The organism is Pedobacter kyonggii (assembly GCF_004310665.1).
GTDB lineage: Bacteria > Bacteroidota > Bacteroidia > Sphingobacteriales > Sphingobacteriaceae > Pedobacter > Pedobacter kyonggii.
This window is the reverse complement of the sequence record NZ_SIXF01000017.1, coordinates 72,582-92,112: the sequence shown is the minus strand read 5'-3', so window position 1 is coordinate 92,112 and position 19,531 is coordinate 72,582. Positions and strand designations below refer to the sequence as shown.

Sequence of the window (19,531 nt, the reverse complement as noted above, 5' to 3'; positions counted from 1 at the left end):
ATGGCAAGCGCTTAACCTAAATTAATGCCATCGGGCGCAGAAACTTTTGTGCTGGCACTTGTAGATTTAGCAGCATTGTTGCCGATAAAATCCCAACTGTTTATTGCTTGTATGGCATGATGTGCCGTTAAATCAAACTGAACCGGAACAATAGAAATGTAATTGTTTTCCAATGCCCAAACATCGGTATCTTCTCCCTTATCAAAATTTTCGAAAACACCCGTTAACCAATAGTATGGGCGTTTGTAAGGATCAGTTCTTTCATCAAATTCTTCCATCCACTTTGCATTGGCCTGACGGCAAACCTTAATGCCTTTTAGGTGATCGCCTTTTGGGAAATTCACATTTAACAAGGTTCCTTCTGGTAAACCATTCACCAAAACCTGCTCACAGATGTTTTTAATGTATTTTTTGGTATGACTAAAATCGGCATCAGCTGCAAAATCGTCTAATGAGAAACCAATAGATGGAATTTTTTCTATTGCACCTTCTACCGCAGCAGACATGGTACCTGAATAGAGTACATTGATCGAGTTATTTAGTCCATGGTTAATTCCTGACACGCATAAATCAGGTTTTTTACCTTTAAAAATCTTATTTACAGCAATTTTAACGCAATCAACCGGGGTTCCGCTGCATTTATACATTTCTACACCTGCGTAAAGATCAACCTTATCAAAACGGATCGGTTTACCTATGGTAATGGCATGCCCCATTCCGCTTTGCGGACTATCTGGTGCAACTACCACTACATTGCCCAGCTCCTGCATTACCTCCATTAAATTCTTTATGCCCGTAGCTGTAATCCCGTCGTCATTTACAACTAAAATATTTGGTTTTGTGCCCTGCTTTGTCATGCGGGTAAAAATACAGATTATAAATTCAAGGCACAATAAGCCATGATTTATATGCTAAAATCATTTATTCCTAGATTTTTAGTTTTGAAATCAAAATTATTTCATTCCCTGCCAGAAAGCATATATATTTGGATAAATAACTTATTAAAAATGAAGGCTGTATTTGAGATCACGCTTAAACCAACAGGTACGCACTCATTATCATAAACCAAAACCAAGCAATGAAATTCAAACTATTTACTTTGGCTTGTTTTCTAATTACAAGTTCTTTAGCGAAGGCGCAAACAACCTACCAATGGAAAACAGGAACTTCTGGTGGCTTTAGCTACAGGTATGTAACCAACGATCCGACCAAAACACGTTTTTATACTTTAAAAAACGGTTTAACTGTAATTTTATCTCAAAATAATAAAGAGCCAAATATTACCTACAAAATGGCGGTAAGAGCGGGCAGTAATACCGATCCACGTACCAATACCGGTTTAGCGCACTATTTAGAGCATCTTTTATTTAAAGGAACAGATAAATTCGGAACCTTAAATTATGCCAAAGAAAAGCCACTTTTAGATAAGATCGAAGCACTTTACGAAACTTACAACAAAACTACCGATCCGGCTAAACGTAAAGAGATTTATAAGGAAATTGATAAAACTTCGGGCGAAGCTTCTAATTATTCTATCGCAAACGAATACGATAAAATGATGAAATCGATCGGAAGCAATTCTACCAACGCCCATACCTCGGTAGAAGAAACCGTGTACGAAGAGGATCTTCCATCAAATGCCATTGATAAATTTTTGGCGGTACAGGCAGAACGTTTCCGTGCCCCTGTTTTCCGCATCTTCCATACAGAGCTAGAAGCTGTTTACGAAGAGAAAAACATCGGTATGGATAATGATGGCCGTAAAATGTACGAGAAAATGTTATATGCTTTATTCCCAACACATAACTACGGACAACAAACCACTATTGGTACTATTGAGCATTTAAAAAATCCATCGTTAATCGAAATCAGAAAATATTACAACAAATATTATGTGCCCAATAATATGGCCCTAATTATGAGCGGTGATATTAATTATGATGATTTAATCAAAAAAATCGATAAGGACTTCGCCTTTATGGCACCTAAACCATTGTCGCTTTACAATCCCGCACCAGAAAAACCATTAACACAGGTTCAAACAGTTGATATTTACGGTCCGAGTGCAGAAAATTTATATGTTGCTTACAGGGGTTTTGCCCAAAATACGCACCAAAGTTTATTGTTAGATTTAATCGGCAGCATCCTGGCAAACGGTAAAGCGGGTTTAATGGATATCAACATTAATAAACAACAAAAAATGCTGAGGGCAGGTGCCGGTTATAACTCGATGAAAGATTATGGAATTTTCATTTTATCTGGTTCACCTAAAGCCGGACAAAGTTTAGAAGAAGCGCAAAAGTTATTGTTAGAGCAGGTTGAATTGCTTAAAAAAGGTGAATTCGACGAAAGCCTTATTAAAGCAACGGTTGCTAACATTAAACTGGCCGAACTTCAAAGCTTCGATAATAACGATGTGCGTGCAGATTTCGCCATGAACGCCTTTATTCAAAACCGTGGTACAGAATGGGATAAAACCCTCGCATCAACCGATGCAATGGCTAAAGTAACCAAAAAGGAAATTGTAGATTTTGCCAATAAGTTTTTCATTAACAATTATGTTTCTATCTTAAAGCATAAAGGTGAAGATAAGGGCATTATTAAAGTAGAAAAGCCAGCCATTACCGCTGTAAAAACCAATGTTAATGAGGTTTCTCCATTTACAAAAGACATCATTGCTGCTCCGGTAAAACCGATCGCCCCTAAGTTTTTAGATTATACTAAAGACCTTAGTTTCGGTAAAGCAGGCATTGCCGATGTAATTGCTGTACAAAACACCGAAAACGGAATTTTCCGAATGAGCTATCGTTTTGATATGGGCTCGTACAACTATAAGTTATTGCCTTATGCTGCTCAGTATTTAGCGTTCTTAAGTACTGATAAATATTCGGCAGAAGATATTAGCAAAGCATTTTACAACATTGCCTGCAGCTATAGCATAAATGTAGGCACCGATGTAACTACGGTTTCAATCAGTGGTTTACAGGAAAATTTTGATAAAGCTGTTGCACTGGTTGAAGATGTACTGGCAAATTGCAAACCGAACGAAAAAGCCTTAGAAGATTTAAAAGGTCGTTTGTTAAAATCGAGAGATAATGCAAAATTAAACAAATCATCAATTCTTGGTGGTTTAATGAGCTATGCGCAGTATGGCGCAGATAATCCTTTCAATTACGGATTAACTAACGATGAGATCAAAAATATGAAATCGGCAGATCTGATCTATATCTTACATAACCTTACCAATTACAAACACACCATTACCTATTATGGTCCTAAAACTTTAGCAGCATTTTCTGCTGATATTGTAAAAGCACATCCGTTGGCTAAAGAATTTACTGATGCGGCACCGATTAAGAAATTTGTGTACACCAAAACCGATTCGAACAAAGTTTACTTTGCCGATTACGATATGGTTCAGGCAGAAATCCGTTGGGTACGCAATGGTGGGTTATACGATCCGGCCAATGCAGCGAAAATTGCTTTATTTAATAACTATTTTGGCGGCGGCATGGGGTCTGTTGTATTCCAAACTATCCGCGAATCTAAAGCCTTGGCTTATTCTACTTTTGCGGTATACTCTTCTCCAAACACCAAAGAGAAAGAAAATACCATTATTGCTTATGTAGGTACACAGGCCGACAAAATGAATGAAGCTGTAGCAGGCATGAACGAGTTATTAACCACTTTACCAGAGTCGGATAAATCATTTGCCTTATCAAAAACAAATTCATTAAACGGCCTGGAAACTAGCCGTATTACCAAAGATGGAATTATCTATACCTATTTGGCAGATAAAAAATTAGGCTTTGATCACGACTCAAGAGTTGATGAATACGCGAACTTAAAACCATTAACTTTTAATGATGTAAAATCATTCCATCAGACCAATCTTTCGGGCAAACCTTACAGTTACTGTATCGTGGCTTCCGAAAAGAAAATCAACATGGCTGATTTAGCAAAATTTGGTCCGGTAACTAAATTAAGCCTGGAGCAGATTTTTGGATACTAATAAGGTTGAGGGTAGAAGGTTGAAGGCTTAAGGTAAAGGCCTGATGCTTTAATATCAAAATTACCAGCGATTCTCGGAAACGGGGATCGCTTTTTTTGTTTAGTTAATTAGGTCATTGGTTCATTGCCTAGGGGTTAATGTTTAAGGCGGTTAGCTAAGTGCCAAACGCTATACTCAAAAATGTTTTTCGGATCATTGAACTGTGGATTTGTAATCCTCCATTGGATTGGGAAAGCAGAGCCTGTAGGTTTTGATTAGTGTTTCTTCCGGCTTTCCAATCCGATCTTTTTTGCCCAATACCTAAACGCTCAGGCCACAAAAAGGATCTCCCCTTCAATCCGGTTTAAAAACGAAATTTTGTGATACTATCAGGGCTGTAAAGCGTATAAAAAACTCCTGCCTGCATAAAAGTTCATTAATTCATTACTACAACTACAAAAAAACAAATCGTGTCTCGGTATCTTCGTGGTCAACAGCTAAAAATATTTCTGCGCACTCAAAATTTCCTTCACCGAAAATTTAGCCCCACAAACAAATTCATCAGCTGCACCATAATAAATCGTTAATTCATCTCCGTTAATGATGTGGCCGTTTGTAAATACGACCTCACCAAAGAAACCATGTAATTCATAATCTTCAGTCGGTACCATAATCGGTTCTTCGGTTCTGGCCAGTACTTTCGATGGATCATTTAAATCCATTAGAAAGGCACCTAAACAATATTGATGTTTTCCGTTTGCACCATGATAAATTTCGAGCCATCCTTCTGCTGTTTTTATTGGTGGTGCCCCGGCGCCCACACGCGCACTATCCCAGTGGTTAGGTCTGGTTTTAATGATACACCTGTGTTTGCCCCAATGAATGCCATCGGGAGATTCGGCCAGCCAGATGTAATTGCCGCCCAGCGCTACACTACTGGGGCGGTGTAAGGCATAAAATTTACCGTTAATGCGTTCTTCAAACATGGCACAGTCTTTATTGTGTGGCGGAATAATCATGCCATGTTTCTCAAAACTCTTCCAATCTTTTGTTGTTCTTAACCCAACCCCTACCCCATGGGCAGATACTGAAGTAAAGGTTAAATAGTAGGTTTTATCGATTAAGGATACACGGCAATCTTCAATGCCAAAAGTTTCATCTTCTCCCTCACCCTGTAATAAAGGATAACCGGCTGGTTGATAAAAATGCACACCATCATCACTGCAAACGAGCCTTAAATGCGACAAGGTGGTTAAATAATCGGCACCCCGATAATTGATCACCCTTGGATCATTATCTACCAAAGCAGGATCTGCCTCCTCTATCTCGATAATTTCGATGCCGTTTTTCTTTAAAACCGGAAAAGAAATAAGTCCCTGTTTTTGCACTGGCCGTTCTGCTACCCGCACAAGAAGCCATATTTTATTTTGAAAGGTAAAAACACCAGGATTTAAGAGGCATGCGATTTCCAGGCCTGCTGTACTCGGCACTAAATCTTTTGGACAAAGTATGGGGTTTTGAATAAACCGTTGTGCAATATCGGCCATAAAAAAATGATGTTAAAACAAACAGGCGACCAAAATTGGCCGCCTGTATATTATTAATAAAATTGATATTATAATGAGTTTATCCATTTCACAAGCTCATCTCTTCCTTTTCCCGTTTTTTGTTGCAGTTTTCCCAACAATTCATCGTCTTGTCCCTCTTCGTGTTTTAAATCATCGTCAGTTAAATCGGCATAAGCTTGTTTAACCTTTCCTTTTATTTCATTCCACTTCCCTTTTAATTCTAACTTATCCATACTCGTGTTTTTTTGTGGTAAATAATATACTTTTTTAAATCTATTAACATTTTTTGTCACTTTTTGTTTTGATTTAAGCTCAAAAAACCAAACAACAATCCGATTTTACTTTACTACAGCAGGTTTTATAAAAGTTTTTAATTATATTAAAAAATCGTTTCTACGAACTACTAAACATTACTAACTAAACTACCAATTTGATGAAAAAACTACTCTTAAGTATGCTTTTGTATCTCGGTGCAATTTCATTTGCTTTCGCACAAGGCAAAGTGATTACCGGGAAAGTTACGTCAACCTCCGGACCAATTCCGGGCGTTAGCGTATTTGTAAAAGGCTCACCAGCTAACGGCACACAGAGTGATGCCTCGGGAGCTTTTAAATTAACCGTTTCGGATGATGCCAAAACACTTGTTTTCAGCTTTATCGGTTACAAAACCAAAGAAGTACCTATTGCGGGACAAAGCGTTAATGTAAACCTTGATGAGGAAAACAACACGCTTTCTGATGTAGTGGTGGTGGGTTATGGTACACAGAACAAACGGGATGTGACGGGATCTGTAGCCTCTGTTAAATCTAAAGATCTTGAGAATTTACCCGTAACAAGTTTTGAACAGGCCTTACAAGGAAAAGCAGCAGGTGTACAGATTGCAGCTCAAAATGGAAAATTAGGGCAGGGAATAACAGTAAGGGTAAGGGGCGCTGCATCAGTAACTGCAGGTAGCGAGCCACTTTACATCGTTGATGGAATACCAATAACCTCGGGAGATTTTTCAAGTACTACTGCCCCTACGAGTGCTTTAGCAGATATAAACACCAATGATATCGAATCTATAGAAGTGTTAAAGGATGCATCGGCATCGGCAATTTATGGCGCAAGAGCTTCAAATGGCGTGGTATTGATCACAACCAAACAAGGTAAGGCTGGCAAAACACTTATCCAGTTTAATGCACTGGGTGGTGTAAGCTCACCTTCTAACCATAGGGATTTTTTAAACGCAGAGCAATATGTTCAAATAGAGCGTAGAGCTGGGCAAGGCCAGGCGAATCAGGATTTTCTTAATGGAGATTATGCAACCCTGCAAGAAGCATTAGATGATTATAGCGCAAGTGTAGAGGCGCGTTTAAACCGGTATTCTGCTGGCAACAACGATTATCAAACTTATAAAGTAAATTCTAACTGGGAAGCTGCTTCTTTTCAGGACAAACCTGTTACGCAACAATACGACCTTAATTTAACAGGTGGCAATGAAAAAACTAAGTTCTACATCGGCGGGCAGGCACTAGATCAACAAGGAATTGTAATAGGCAACAGTTATAAACGCTACAGCGGCCGGCTAAACCTGACCAATAAAGTAACTGATTTTTTAGAAGCGGGCATTAACCTTAATTTTTCAAACAGTATTAATAACAGGCTATCGAATGATAATGCCTTTTCAAGTCCTTTACAATCTGTAGCACTCTCTCCTATTACGCCTTTTATAGACCCAAGGTCGGGTTTAATAAGTGGAAGTTTACCTGGAGCAGCTTCAAACTATCCAGTATACTACAATCCATTCCTTAGTGTCGATAATGCTTTTTATAAAGCAACTGTGTATCGAACAATTGGCAAAGCTTTTGCAAATATCAACATTGCTAAGGGATTAAAATTCAGCACTGATTTTTCTATTGATAACTTAAATCAAAACGAAGAAAGTTATTATGGTTCATTAACTTTTAGAAATACAGGCACATCAAATGGCTACGGGCAAAATATTTCAACTTTTGTAATTAACGCGAATACAAATAATTTCTTCAGTTATAATACAACTATCGGAAAAAGTGCTTTTGATGTCATTTTGGGTACAAGTTATCAAAAATCAACCACGAAGTACAGCACCATTGAAGGACAGGATTTCCCAAGTGATTCTTACATTAAATTAGGTTCTGCTGCAACAAAAGTAATTGCAACCAGTAATGAAGGTGCTTTTAGCTTTCTGTCTTATTTCTTTAGGGCCAATTATAAATACAACGACCGTTATTTAGTGGGTTTTAGTGTAAGGGCTGATGGTTCATCACGATTTGGAACCAATAACAGATATGGATATTTCCCGGCAGGTTCATTGGCCTGGATTGCATCTGAAGAAGATTTCTTAAAACAAAGTGAAACCATCAGTCTATTAAAATTTAGGGCAAGTTATGGTTTAACAGGTAATGCCGAAATTGGTAATTATTCTGCCCGTGGTTTATTTGCTGGAACAGGGGCATATGGTGGTTTGCCTGGGCAAACTCCTTCGCGAATAGCCAATCCGGATTTAACATGGGAAAAAACGAAGCAACTCGATATCGGCTTTGATTTTGGTATTTTAAAGAATAGAATTACAGGAATATTTGATTTCTATCAAAAAAATACAAGCGATTTATTATTAGATGTGCCTATTCCACAAACAACGGGTTTCTCTACTAAAACCCAAAATTTAGGTTCGCTAAAAAACACAGGATATGAATTAGGCATTAACACCGAAAACTTTGTAGGCGCATTTAAATGGTCAACTGCTATAACGGGAGCAATTAACAATAATAAGATTACCAATTTAGGTGGACAGGTCTTAAACAGTAATGAAATAAATGCGGCCATCTCAGATCAACCCATCGGTGTGTTTTACCTGCCTGAATATGCTGGGGTAGATCCGGCAAATGGCGATGCGATTTATTACAAAAACACAGTAGTTGATGGCAATGTAGACAGGAGTACAACAAATAATATTAACGATGCACAACGGATTTTTGCAGGCAACCCAAACCCAAAATATACATTCGGCTTAAACAACACTTTTTCATACAAGAATTTCGATTTAGGCATATTTTTTCAAGGCGTAAAAGGCAATAAAATTTTCAATGCTGGTGGCCAGTATATGAGCGCCAATGCATCAAACGGTTATGATAACCAAACTGCAGATCAAATGGATTATTGGGACAAACCAGGCGATGTAACAATGGTTCCCGAGCCGCGTCTGTTCGCAGGGAATGGTATTGGAAACTCAACCAGATACCTTTCTGATGGCTCTTATGTCCGCTTAAAAACATTAACGCTTGGGTATACTTTCCCTGCTTCTGTATTAACTAAAATTAAATTAAGTAAATTAAGGTTATATGCTACAGCTCAAAATCTAGCCACAATTACAGGCTATAAGGGATGGGATCCAGAGGTTAACGCCGATTATCAGTCAACAAACATTAATCAAGGCGTAGACTTTTATTCTGCGCCACAACCACGTGTAATTTCATTTGGTATTAATATCGGCCTATAATTTAAAAAGAATCAAAATGAAAAAGACATATATAAATAATATCATATTTGCTTGCATGTTTTTGATGGCTTTATCATCATGCAAAAAACCGCTTGATATAAATCCTGTTGATACGATTGAGCAAAAAAATGCTTTACTTACCTCAAAAGATGTTGAAGGTGCATTGATTGGTGCATATTCAGATCTCGGCAGCCGCAATTTTTTTGGTGGTCGCCCGTTTTTGATGGCTGATTTCTTAGCAAATACCGATGCCATTGAATGGTTTGGAACTTACGAGGAACTGACCCAGGCCATCAACAAACAGCTTTTAAAAACAAATACCTTTGTAGATAATGTTTGGGCTGCAGGGTATACCGCAATTAATGATGCCAATAATGTAATTGCTGCCCTTGATAAAGTAGAGCCTGCGAAAAAGAATAGAGTAGAGGGAGAAGCTAAATTTATTCGGGGGTCTGCATATTTCGAACTCGTTAGGGTATTTGCAAAAGCCTACAATGATGGCACTCCAAGCACGAATTTAGGCGTACCAATTGTGTTAACACCAACTAACCTTATAAGCGAATCGAATTATGTAAGCAGGGCCACTGTAGCTGCCGTTTACAATCAGGCTATAGCTGATTTAACAGAGGCAGAAGCTAAACTTCCGGCCACTAATGGTTTTTTCGCAACTAAATCTGCGGCAGCTGCAATGCTAGCGAGACTTTATTTACAAATGGGTAATTATAGCGAAGCCGGAGCAGCTGCAGATCGGGTGATTGCTTCTGGAAATTATCAACTAACAGGTACATACCTTGGTGCTTTCCCTAAAATGCCTGAAAGTGGGAGGCCCGCAAAACCTGGAGACAATTCTACTGAAGATGTTTTTGCCATGCAGGTAACAACTTTAACTGGTTTTAATGGCTTTAATGAGTTTTATGGTTCATCTACATTTGGTGGCCGTGGGGATGCGGTAATTTCACAAGATTGGATTGATGAGACTTATGCTCCAGATGATGACAGGATTAATGCTTTTTATGACGATGACGACATGTTTACTGCAAAATTTGGCAATCAATTCGGGAATGTTCCGGTTATTAGATTGGCAGAAATGTATTTAATCAGGGCAGAATCTAATGCACGCTTAGCACCTGCAGCGCCAATTGGAGGCATAACACCACTACAGGATCTAACAACAGTTAGAGATAGGGCTGGCTTAACCACAACTACTGCTACTTTAGCAGATATCCTTAACGAAAGGAAACTTGAATTTGCTTTTGAAGGATTTTCATTACACGATGCCAAAAGAACGCAAACCAACATTGGTAGTTTACCATGGAATTCTACCAGATTAGTTTTCCCTATTCCACAACGTGAAATTGACGCAAACACTAAACTGGTTCAAAACCCAGGTTATTAAAATTACATATCAACAGAAATGCCCCCGAAAATTTCGGGGGCATTTCTGTTATCTTTCATTTAAATTTAAAGTTTTTTCGCTGCTGCTATAATTTCTTCTACCACGCCTGGATCAAGCAGCGTAGAAGTATCGCCTAAATTAGCCGTATCACCTTCGGCAATTTTACGCAGAATTCTGCGCATAATTTTGCCCGAACGTGTTTTTGGTAAACCAGAAACAAACAATATTTTATCAGGCTTGGCAATCGCTCCAATTACCCGGGTAACCGTTTGTAAAATATCTTTTTTAGATAATTCTGCCTCACCATGCATTTCAGGGTAGATTACAAAAGCGTAAATGCCCTGACCCTTTACATCGTGCGGATAACCCACAACTGCACTTTCTACCACACCGGCGTGCATATTAATCGCATTTTCTACCTCAGCGGTACCAATTCTATGGCCAGAAACATTTAATACATCATCAACACGACCGGTAATTCGATAATAACCATCTTCATCACGCAAACAGCCATCGCCCGTAAAATATAAATTCTCGTAAGTAGAGAAATAAGTCTGTTTGCAACGCTCGTGATCGCCATAAGTGGTACGCAACATGCCCGGCCAGGGGAATTTGATACACAGATTTCCCATTACGCCATTCCCTTCAATTTCATTACCATTTTCATCAACTAAAATTGGCTGAATTCCTGGTAAAGGCAATGTTGCAAAACTAGGTTTGGTTGGTGTTACCGTAGCAATGGGCGAAATCATAATCCCTCCTGTTTCCGTTTGCCACCAGGTATCAACAATAGGCGCTTTACCATGCCCGATTTTCTCATCGAACCAATGCCATGCTTCTTCGTTAATCGGCTCCCCTACCGAGCCTAAAACGCGGATTGAGCTTAAATCTTTGCCGTTTAATGGATCTTCACCATAACTCATTAAAGAGCGGATAGCCGTAGGTGCCGTATATAAGGTATTTACTTTATGTTTTTCTACAATATCCCAAAAACGAGAAGGCGTTGGGTAGGTTGGAATCCCTTCGAAAAGAACCGAAGTAGCTCCTTGCGAAAGCGGTCCGTAAACAATATAAGAGTGACCGGTAATCCAGCCAATATCTGCCGTACAAAAATAAACCTCGCCAGGCTGATAGTTAAATACATTCGAAAAAGTATAACCCGCATAAACCATATAACCACCACAGGTATGCACCACGCCTTTGGGTTTGCCGGTAGAACCAGATGTGTAGAGAATGAACAGCATATCTTCTGCATCCATTTCTTCCGCTTCACAAATATCATTTACGTGTTTAACCTCATCTTCCCACCACACATCCCTGCCTTTCAGCATCGAAACAGGTGTACGGATATGGGTTAACACGATACATTTTTCTACGGTTGGGCAACCAATTAAGGCATCATCAATTACATCTTTTAAAGGAATCTGTTTATTGCCACGATAAGATCCATCGGCAGTAATAACTACTTTACATTGCGAATCGTTAATCCTATCGGCAATAGATTTAGCAGAAAATCCGCCAAAAATAACCGAGTGAACGGCACCAATTCGGGCACAGGCCAAAACAGCAATAGCCAGCTCAGGCACCATAGGCATATAAATACAGATACGGTCGCCCTTTTTTGCTCCGTTACGCTTTAAAACATTAGCAAAACGGCAAACGCGTTCGTGCAACATTTTATAAGTATAAGTAACACTTTCTTCTTCAGGATTATTAGGTTCCCAAACTATAGCGGGCTTATCTCCATTGGTAGCTAAGTGCCGATCTAAACAATTTTCGGTGATGTTAAGTTTAGCACCTTCGAACCATTTGATATTCGGTTCGTTAAAGTTCCACGATAGTACCTTAAACCAAGGTTTGCGCCATTGAAAGTTTTGCGCTACTTCACCCCAAAACTGCTCTGGGTTTTCTACGCTTTTCTTATAATCTTCTTCGTATTGCTTAAAAGATGTAATTTGCATTGCTCGTTTTTATATTTTGGATTAGTGGGGGCTAATTTAATTAAATAATAATAAGGAGAAATAGTCTAATCGTATCAAAATGAATATCAAACGTTTGATCAGAAATATTTATTTTTAACATGATATAATATAATACTGAATTTAATATTCGGCATTAACAAATATTGTACAAACCTTTTCCGCCAATAAATATTAATTATAAAAATAATTAGCTACACTATTGCTGTTTACAATTATTATTCAGATATTTGCACACTCTTAAAAAAATTAAGCGGACGATATTAACAACTATATTTACAAGTCATGTCAAGAGTTTGTGATTTAACAGGAAAAAAAGCAATGGTAGGTAACAACGTTTCTCACTCAAACGTTAAAACCAAACGCAAATTTTACCCAAACCTACAACTTCAGAAATTTTATATTCCTGAAGAAAACCGTTGGATTACGTTGAAAGTTTCTACTTCAGCGATTAAAACCATCAATAAAGTGGGCATTAGCGAAGCAATTAACCGTTTCGTAAAAAAAGGATTTTTGTAAAAAACATTAACTGTTGAGATTAACAGTTTTCAATTTATATTAAAATGGCAAAAAAAGGTAACAGAGTTCAGGTTATTTTAGAATGTACTGAACATAAAGAAAGTGGCATGCCAGGTATGTCTAGATATATTTCTACCAAAAACCGTAAAAACACTACTGAGAGATTAGAATTGAAAAAATTCAATCCAGTATTGAGAAAAGTAACCGTACACAAAGAGATTAAATAAGATTGATGGTGTAAAGGTAGAAGGCTTAGGGTATACATTCCCCCCATTCTATCCATCTATCATTCAATCATTAAATTTTATAAGAACATGGCAAAGAAAGTAGTTGCAACCCTTAAAACAGGTACAGGTAAAGAATATTCGAAAGTAATTACAATGGTAAAATCACCAAAAACCGGTGCTTACTCATTCAAAGAACTTATCGTACACAACGACCACGTAAAAGATGCTATTGCATCTAAATAAGGTTAATATTTTTTAATATTAAAAATATTAAAGGCCGTTCCGTTTTAACCGGAAGGGCTTTTTTTGTTAGTGAAATTTACGTTAGGAAATAATTGATTATCTTTGAAAAAAGCATAACCATGGAAGCCTATAAGTTTAAAGCAAAAGTTTCTGAAAACGGAACTATTGTTGTTCCTGACGGATTTGATATAAAAAATAAGGAAGTTGAAGTCATTATTTTGGATGAAGTGATTCAAAACGCACCAAAAAATAAGATGAAAGATTTTCTTGACAAATTTTCGGGAGTATTGGAAGGGATTGATCCAGATAAAGCTAAATACGACTATCTTATGGACAAGCACAAGTAAATGAATATTCTATTTGACACCAATATTTTTATAGATATAAGTCTTAAAAGGGATTCTTTTTTTGATGACTCTTTCGAGGCACTGAACAAAGTTGATGACATAAATATAAATGGATTCATTTTGGCCTCAACTTTTACTGATATATACTACATCTGCAAAAAAAATATAGGTCATGCTAAAACAATAGATATTCTTCTTACGCTTATAAGTACAATAAACATTCTTGGCATTAATAAAGATACAATCATCTCCGCAATCCATTCTAATTTTTCAGATTTTGAAGATGCAGTACAAAATGCTGCTGCAGAACTAAATCAGATTGATCTTATTATAACCAGGAATACAAAAGATTTCACTGGCAGTAAGATACCTACACAAACACCTGCCGATTTCCTAAAAAAACATAAAAATAATTAATGGGTTTATTCGATTTTTTCAAAAAGAAAGAAACTGCACCTGAAGCTCAGGAAGCACTGGATAAAGGTTTAGAGAAAACTAAAGACGGTTTCTTTAATAAAATCACCAAAGCTGTAGCAGGAAAATCTTCTGTTGATGATGAAGTGCTCGATAATCTGGAAGAAGTTTTGGTTACTTCTGATGTTGGTGTAAGTACTACATTAAAAATTATCAAACGTATCGAAGAACGTGTTGCCAAAGATAAATACCTCAATACCTCAGAACTAAATTTTATACTTCGTGATGAAATCCAGTTGCTTTTATCCGAAAACAACAGTAACGATTTCCGTCAGTTCGAATATGGCGATCATAAACCTTATGTAATTATGGTGGTTGGCGTAAATGGCGTTGGTAAAACCACTACCATCGGAAAGCTGGCTCATAAACTTAAAGAATCGGGACTTAAAGTAGTATTAGGTGCTGCCGATACCTTTAGAGCTGCGGCCGTTGACCAGATTAAACTTTGGGGCGAACGTGTTGGCGTAAGGGTTGTAGCACAGGCTATGGGTTCTGATCCTGCTTCTGTTGCTTTTGATACCCTACAATCGGCTGTTGCTAACGGTGAAGATGTAGTGATTATTGATACTGCCGGACGTTTACACAACAAAATCGGTTTGATGAATGAGTTGGGTAAAATTAAACAGGTGATGCAAAAGGTAGTACCAGGTGCACCGCATGAAATTTTATTGGTATTAGATGCCTCGACCGGACAAAACGCCTTTGAACAGTGCAAACAGTTTACCGAAGCTACTGATGTTAATGCATTGGCCATTACAAAATTAGACGGAACGGCAAAAGGTGGTGTAGTAATCGGAATTTCAGATCAGTTCAGGATTCCTGTTAAATATATTGGCGTAGGAGAAAAAATAGGTGACTTACAGCTGTTTGATAAGAAAGAGTTTGTGAATAGTTTGTTTAAATAAGCTAAATTTATAAGTCAAATCATTATCGATCGTCATGCTGAATTCATTTCAGCATCTGTCATTGAGATCCTGAAATGAATTCAGGATGACGACCGTACCAACAAGACACAGATTACAAAAATGTTGTGTTTATAGAAAGATTAAGTGAAAGATGAATACCAAAATAATAAGAAGTAAAAGCGCAATTAAACAACCAAAAATTAATGTAATTACATTAGGTTGTTCAAAAAACATATACGATTCGGAAGTATTGATGGGGCAGCTGCGTGGCAACAATTTAAATGTTGTGCACGAATCAGACAAGATGGGTAAAGATGATATCGTTGTAATTAATACCTGCGGTTTTATCGATAATGCTAAACAAGAATCAATTGATACCATTCTACAGTTCAGCGAATTAAAAGAAGCCGGTAAAATTGGCAAAGTAGTGGTTACAGGTTGTTTATCTGAACGTTACAAACCCGAACTGGAATCAGAAATCACCAACGTTGATGCCTTTTTCGGCACTAACGATCTGCAGAATATTTTACATGAGTTAGGTGCCAATTACAAGCACGAACTTATTGGCGAGCGTTTGCTAACCACCCCTTCTCATTTCGCTTATTTCAAAATTGCCGAAGGCTGTAACCGTCCGTGTTCTTTCTGTGCCATCCCGTTAATGCGTGGCAAACACTTGAGTAAGCCAATGGAAGAATTAGTTAACGAGGCTAAAATCCTTGCTAAAAACGGCACAAAAGAATTGATTTTAATTGCACAGGACCTTACCTATTATGGTTTAGACCTTTATGGTGTGCGTAAGTTAGATGAGTTGATGCGTCGTTTATCTGATGTTCCCGGAATCGAATGGATCCGTTTGCAATACGCCTACCCTTCTGGTTTCCCTATGGAAATTTTAGATGCCATGAACGAGCGCGATAACATCTGCAAATACCTGGATATGCCATTACAGCACATTACCGATAATATGTTGAAATCGATGCGCCGTGGTACCACCAAACAAAAAACCATCGATTTAGTTAATCAGATCCGTGATAAAGTGCCCAACATTGCCATGCGTACCACGCTAATCTGCGGTTATCCTGGCGAAACTGAACATGATTTCGAAGAAATGAAGGAATGGGTTGCAGAAACTAAATTCGACCGCTTAGGCTGCTTTACTTATTCGCATGAGGAAAAAACCCATGCACATACCTTAGTTGATGATATTCCTGATGAAGTAAAACAGCAACGTGTAGACGATATCATGGAAATTCAACAAGGTATTTCGTTCGATATTAATCAAGAAAAAGTAGGCAAAACCTTCAAGGTGCTGGTAGATAAAAAAGAAGGTGATTTCTTTGTAGGAAGAACCGAATTTGATTCGCCTGAGGTTGATAACGAAGTTTTAATCGATGCAGCTACAGGTTATGCCGCTAACGGAAGCTTTGTTAATGTGAAAATTGACCGGGCTGAAGATTTCGATTTATACGGAACGATAGTTTAGAAAAACATAAGAAAAAACGAAACCCCAAAAGCGCTGCTTTTGGGGTTTCGTTTTTATAAACATTTAAATATTCGCTTTCAGCTGTAGCGAATGCCACCAAATCGACGTTTAAAGAATAGAACCAGATATAGATGCACCAAACCAGATTGACTAAATCATTACGGTTAATTGCAATTAAAAAAATATGCCTTTAAACCTAAAAAAGTATAACTCAATATTTAAACTAAATGAAAAAAATTCTATTTGTTCTCGTGCTAATTTTCATCACCAATTTAGGCTGCAAAAAAATAACCGACGGCGGCGGAGTATGTGCCTGCTCACCTATAAGTTATGACACAAGCTTAGGCTTGGTAATTAAAAACAGTACAGATGGGGATCTTCTTAACCCTAAAACTACAGGTTTTTTAGATAAAACCCAGATACAGCTTTATGCTAAAGATGCTAACAATATAATTAAAAAAATCAATTTTGACATTCGCCAGCCCTTTACCTATACAAATAATTTGAAAATGGATTATTATCAGCTTGTTTCTTCAGAAATAAGTCGTGAAGCTAAAAGCATTGAAAACACCTTTTACCTTAAACTTGGCGATAAGCTTTATGAGCTTAACCTAAAAGTGAATAATACCGTTGTTGAAAAGTTATTGATTGATAAAGTGGATAGTCCTAAAGAACTTCCGAGCGCTAAGGAGTCGTATCTAAGTAGCATTTACACTTTAAAAATATAAAAGGATTGTGCCTTTTAATTCAACCTAAGTGCATAAAAAATCCCGCTGATATCTCAACGGGATTTTTTATGTTGTTATTTTTTAGGCTCAGGTCTGTTTTTAATCTGACTAGGTTTTAACCAAATTTTAGCACCTTTCGAGTTTACATAATATTTTTCATTTTTTGCATTGATATAAACGTTAGAACCATCTGGTGCCATTTTACCTTTCCAGGTCTTATCAGCAACCTTAGAACCCCCTTTTACCGCTACTTCGGCAGTTTTATTACCTACAGATTTAGCACCTTTACCAATTGCTTTACCGGTTTGATCTAATGCTTTACCTACTTCAGTTTTTTTCTTTTCTTGAGCATTTACGGTTAAGGCTGCACCTCCAAATAAGGCCAGCGTTAATAAACCCATTACTAATTTTCTTTTCATGACAGCTATATTTTATTTAAGTGATAACAGTTGATCGCTGCTTTTGTTTTATCGTAGATATTATTAATAAACCCTGTTTCCGTGGCTAAGCATAAGCATAATTAAGATAAAAAATAAATCATTTTTGGAGCACAATGTTCGAAGCAACGATTAAAGTCTGTTCCCGTTCTTCGCTGTATCCTTTCGCTGCGCGCCCAGGGATGTTGCTTCGCCCGGGGCTGAACAATTGGCACTGAAAGAAATATAAAACACCTACCTACTTCTTCCTTAAGAATTCATTTTTATTTCTTGCACAGCCCTTCGTTCAATAAACCTTATTGAAGCGGTTATCCTTTTTGTTGCACCGCCAAAAATAGACCGACTCACGATCGCAAAAAGATAATAGCGAAAAGAAGGACTACCCTGATCTAAAAGCACTAAACCTGCTTTACAAAAGGTTTAAATTGTTTTTTTGGAGCGCATGGTCACAGCAGCTATTAGAGTCTGTTCCCGTTCTTCGCTGTATCCTTTCGCTGTGCTTCAGGGGCCGCTTCGCCCCGGGGCCTGAACAATTGGGACTACAAGAAAATACAAACGCCTATTTAGTTCCTAGCAATATTTTATGTTGCTTATTGATAATGTCTTAATTTAATTTCTCGGCCAGTAATTTCATTTCGATATGTGGCGAACGGTTTTCGTAAATAATACTGTGCACCGCCTTGCAAATTGGCATATCTACATTATACGCCTGATTTTTAATGTGCATACACTTAACCGCATAATAACCTTCGGCCACCATATTCATCTCCAATTGAGCCGATTTTACGGTATAACCTTTCCCTACCATGTTACCAAACGTACGGTTGCGGCTGAACTGCGAATAGGCAGTAACCAACAAATCGCCAAGATACGCCGACTCCATAATATCCCTGTTGATGGGGTGAACGGCATCGACGAAACGTTTAATCTCACGGATGGCATTGCTGATCAACACTGCCTGAAAGTTATCGCCATAACCTATGCCATGACAAATACCACTGGCTACGGCATAAATATTTTTTAAAACCGCAGCATATTCCGTCCCGAAAATATCGTCTGATACGTTTGTTTTAATGTAACGAGTATTTAAAAATGAAGCAAAAGTTGATGCCTTTTCTACATCGGTACAGGCTATGGTTAGGTATGATAATTTTTCTAAAGCTACTTCTTCGGCATGGCATGGTCCGCTAACCACTAAAATATCATCGTATGGGATATTATAATTTTCGTGCAAAAATTCGCCAATAATCAGATTATCTTTGGGTACTATGCCTTTTATGGCTGAAATAATTTTTTTGCCCTTTAAATCTTCGGCACTGATGGAAGTTAAAGTGTCTTTTAAAAATGCTGCCGGAACGTTTAGAATTACAAATTCGGCAGATTTTATTATGGAGTTGATATCTGAAGAGATATGATCTTCCTGAGTAAGTTTAATCTCAACAGAACTAATATAATTGGGGTTATGCTTAAATTTTTTAATGTGCGCTATGGCTGCCTCATTGCGCATCCACCAAAAAATTTCCTTTTCAGATAAATTATCTGCAAGCATTTTAACAATGGCAGTAGCCCAGCTCCCGCCCCCAATCATTGCTATTTTAGGTACCATGTTTATAAAAAATGTTTAAGGTAAAAGGTGTAAAGCCTTTTAAAGGCTTAAGGCAAAAGGTGTAAGGTGTAAAGCTAGGACCAATTGCCCTCAACCTTAAACCTTACA

17 protein-coding genes are annotated in these 19,531 nt (G+C 37.7%); 11 read left to right on the top strand and 6 right to left on the bottom strand.

Going from position 1 to position 19,531, the window contains the following annotated elements:
- Positions 1-11: 11 nt before the first annotated feature.
- Positions 12-857 carry a 5'/3'-nucleotidase SurE gene (gene surE / locus EYS08_RS16685; protein WP_131031091.1) on the bottom strand — a complete coding sequence of 282 codons (846 nt, stop codon included), beginning with the start codon at positions 855-857 and terminating at the stop codon, positions 12-14.
- Positions 858-1,078: 221 nt separating this feature from the next.
- On the opposite strand from surE, the gene EYS08_RS16680 reads away from it, so the two are divergent.
- A complete protein-coding gene (locus EYS08_RS16680; RefSeq protein ID WP_131031090.1) occupies positions 1,079-4,012 on the top strand; it encodes a M16 family metallopeptidase in 2,934 nt (977 codons plus the stop codon).
- A gap of 476 nt (positions 4,013-4,488) precedes the next feature.
- Here EYS08_RS16680 and EYS08_RS16675 read toward each other — a convergent pair whose 3' ends face one another.
- A complete protein-coding gene (locus EYS08_RS16675) occupies positions 4,489-5,538 on the bottom strand; it encodes a glycoside hydrolase family 130 protein (protein WP_131031089.1) in 1,050 nt (349 codons plus the stop codon).
- A gap of 68 nt (positions 5,539-5,606) precedes the next feature.
- Positions 5,607-5,792: a CsbD family protein gene (locus tag EYS08_RS16670; protein WP_029276197.1), complete on the bottom strand. Its 186-nt coding sequence runs from the start codon at positions 5,790-5,792 to the stop codon at positions 5,607-5,609.
- Positions 5,793-5,992: 200 nt separating this feature from the next.
- Between EYS08_RS16670 and EYS08_RS16665 the strand changes: the two genes are divergently transcribed.
- Entirely contained in the window at positions 5,993-9,079 is a 3,087-nt protein-coding gene (locus EYS08_RS16665; protein WP_131031088.1) for a SusC/RagA family TonB-linked outer membrane protein, read from the top strand.
- Positions 9,080-9,095: 16 nt separating this feature from the next.
- Positions 9,096-10,475 carry a RagB/SusD family nutrient uptake outer membrane protein gene (locus EYS08_RS16660; RefSeq protein ID WP_208745883.1) on the top strand — a complete coding sequence of 460 codons (1,380 nt, stop codon included), beginning with the start codon at positions 9,096-9,098 and terminating at the stop codon, positions 10,473-10,475.
- A 65-nt stretch (positions 10,476-10,540) separates the two neighbouring features.
- Here the strand turns inward: EYS08_RS16660 and acs are convergent, their stop codons facing one another.
- Complete coding sequence (gene acs / locus EYS08_RS16655) at positions 10,541-12,436, bottom strand: acetate--CoA ligase (protein ID WP_131031087.1); 1,896 nt, start codon at positions 12,434-12,436, stop codon at positions 10,541-10,543.
- Between the two features lie 303 nt (positions 12,437-12,739).
- Between acs and rpmB the strand changes: the two genes are divergently transcribed.
- The 8 genes from rpmB to EYS08_RS16615 all read left to right on the top strand — a co-directional run bounded on the left by rpmB (position 12,740) and on the right by EYS08_RS16615 (position 17,380).
- Positions 12,740-12,973, top strand: coding sequence for a 50S ribosomal protein L28 (rpmB, locus tag EYS08_RS16650; protein WP_025145121.1), 234 nt, complete (start codon positions 12,740-12,742; stop codon positions 12,971-12,973).
- Positions 12,974-13,017: 44 nt separating this feature from the next.
- The gene (rpmG, locus tag EYS08_RS16645; RefSeq protein ID WP_010599807.1) at positions 13,018-13,200 is read left to right on the top strand and encodes a 50S ribosomal protein L33; all 183 of its coding nucleotides are present in this window, start codon (positions 13,018-13,020) and stop codon (positions 13,198-13,200) included.
- 87 nt (positions 13,201-13,287) lie between these two features.
- The gene (locus EYS08_RS16640; protein WP_010599808.1) at positions 13,288-13,443 is read left to right on the top strand and encodes a DUF4295 domain-containing protein; all 156 of its coding nucleotides are present in this window, start codon (positions 13,288-13,290) and stop codon (positions 13,441-13,443) included.
- 119 nt (positions 13,444-13,562) lie between these two features.
- Complete coding sequence (locus tag EYS08_RS16635) at positions 13,563-13,790, top strand: hypothetical protein (protein ID WP_116250259.1); 228 nt, start codon at positions 13,563-13,565, stop codon at positions 13,788-13,790.
- Complete coding sequence (locus EYS08_RS16630; protein ID WP_131031086.1) at positions 13,791-14,207, top strand: type II toxin-antitoxin system VapC family toxin; 417 nt, start codon at positions 13,791-13,793, stop codon at positions 14,205-14,207.
- Complete coding sequence (gene ftsY / locus EYS08_RS16625; RefSeq protein ID WP_086547660.1) at positions 14,207-15,169, top strand: signal recognition particle-docking protein FtsY; 963 nt, start codon at positions 14,207-14,209, stop codon at positions 15,167-15,169. Before EYS08_RS16630 ends, ftsY begins: the two co-directional genes overlap by 1 nt.
- A 151-nt stretch (positions 15,170-15,320) precedes the next feature.
- Complete coding sequence (rimO, locus tag EYS08_RS16620) at positions 15,321-16,652, top strand: 30S ribosomal protein S12 methylthiotransferase RimO (RefSeq protein WP_131031085.1); 1,332 nt, start codon at positions 15,321-15,323, stop codon at positions 16,650-16,652.
- 227 nt (positions 16,653-16,879) lie between these two features.
- Positions 16,880-17,380, top strand: coding sequence for a hypothetical protein (locus tag EYS08_RS16615; RefSeq protein ID WP_131031084.1), 501 nt, complete (start codon positions 16,880-16,882; stop codon positions 17,378-17,380).
- Between the two features lie 74 nt (positions 17,381-17,454).
- Here the strand turns inward: EYS08_RS16615 and EYS08_RS16610 are convergent, their stop codons facing one another.
- Both EYS08_RS16610 and EYS08_RS16605 read right to left on the bottom strand, forming a co-directional pair.
- Positions 17,455-17,799: a hypothetical protein gene (locus tag EYS08_RS16610; protein ID WP_131031083.1), complete on the bottom strand. Its 345-nt coding sequence runs from the start codon at positions 17,797-17,799 to the stop codon at positions 17,455-17,457.
- Positions 17,800-18,421: 622 nt separating this feature from the next.
- Positions 18,422-19,423 carry an NAD(P)H-dependent glycerol-3-phosphate dehydrogenase gene (locus tag EYS08_RS16605; RefSeq protein ID WP_244215979.1) on the bottom strand — a complete coding sequence of 334 codons (1,002 nt, stop codon included), beginning with the start codon at positions 19,421-19,423 and terminating at the stop codon, positions 18,422-18,424.
- Positions 19,424-19,531 lie beyond the last annotated feature (108 nt).

Coding starts and splice junctions, on each gene's coding strand:
- surE (WP_131031091.1), bottom strand. CDS start 857: ATGACAAAGCAGGGCACAAAACCAAATATTTTAGTTGTAAATGACGAC.
- EYS08_RS16680 (WP_131031090.1), top strand. CDS start 1,079: ATGAAATTCAAACTATTTACTTTGGCTTGTTTTCTAATTACAAGTTCT.
- EYS08_RS16675 (WP_131031089.1), bottom strand. CDS start 5,538: ATGGCCGATATTGCACAACGGTTTATTCAAAACCCCATACTTTGTCCA.
- EYS08_RS16670 (WP_029276197.1), bottom strand. CDS start 5,792: ATGGATAAGTTAGAATTAAAAGGGAAGTGGAATGAAATAAAAGGAAAG.
- EYS08_RS16665 (WP_131031088.1), top strand. CDS start 5,993: ATGAAAAAACTACTCTTAAGTATGCTTTTGTATCTCGGTGCAATTTCA.
- EYS08_RS16660 (WP_208745883.1), top strand. CDS start 9,096: ATGAAAAAGACATATATAAATAATATCATATTTGCTTGCATGTTTTTG.
- acs (WP_131031087.1), bottom strand. CDS start 12,436: ATGCAAATTACATCTTTTAAGCAATACGAAGAAGATTATAAGAAAAGC.
- rpmB (WP_025145121.1), top strand. CDS start 12,740: ATGTCAAGAGTTTGTGATTTAACAGGAAAAAAAGCAATGGTAGGTAAC.
- rpmG (WP_010599807.1), top strand. CDS start 13,018: ATGGCAAAAAAAGGTAACAGAGTTCAGGTTATTTTAGAATGTACTGAA.
- EYS08_RS16640 (WP_010599808.1), top strand. CDS start 13,288: ATGGCAAAGAAAGTAGTTGCAACCCTTAAAACAGGTACAGGTAAAGAA.
- EYS08_RS16635 (WP_116250259.1), top strand. CDS start 13,563: ATGGAAGCCTATAAGTTTAAAGCAAAAGTTTCTGAAAACGGAACTATT.
- EYS08_RS16630 (WP_131031086.1), top strand. CDS start 13,791: ATGAATATTCTATTTGACACCAATATTTTTATAGATATAAGTCTTAAA.
- ftsY (WP_086547660.1), top strand. CDS start 14,207: ATGGGTTTATTCGATTTTTTCAAAAAGAAAGAAACTGCACCTGAAGCT.
- rimO (WP_131031085.1), top strand. CDS start 15,321: ATGAATACCAAAATAATAAGAAGTAAAAGCGCAATTAAACAACCAAAA.
- EYS08_RS16615 (WP_131031084.1), top strand. CDS start 16,880: ATGAAAAAAATTCTATTTGTTCTCGTGCTAATTTTCATCACCAATTTA.
- EYS08_RS16610 (WP_131031083.1), bottom strand. CDS start 17,799: ATGAAAAGAAAATTAGTAATGGGTTTATTAACGCTGGCCTTATTTGGA.
- EYS08_RS16605 (WP_244215979.1), bottom strand. CDS start 19,423: ATGGTACCTAAAATAGCAATGATTGGGGGCGGGAGCTGGGCTACTGCC.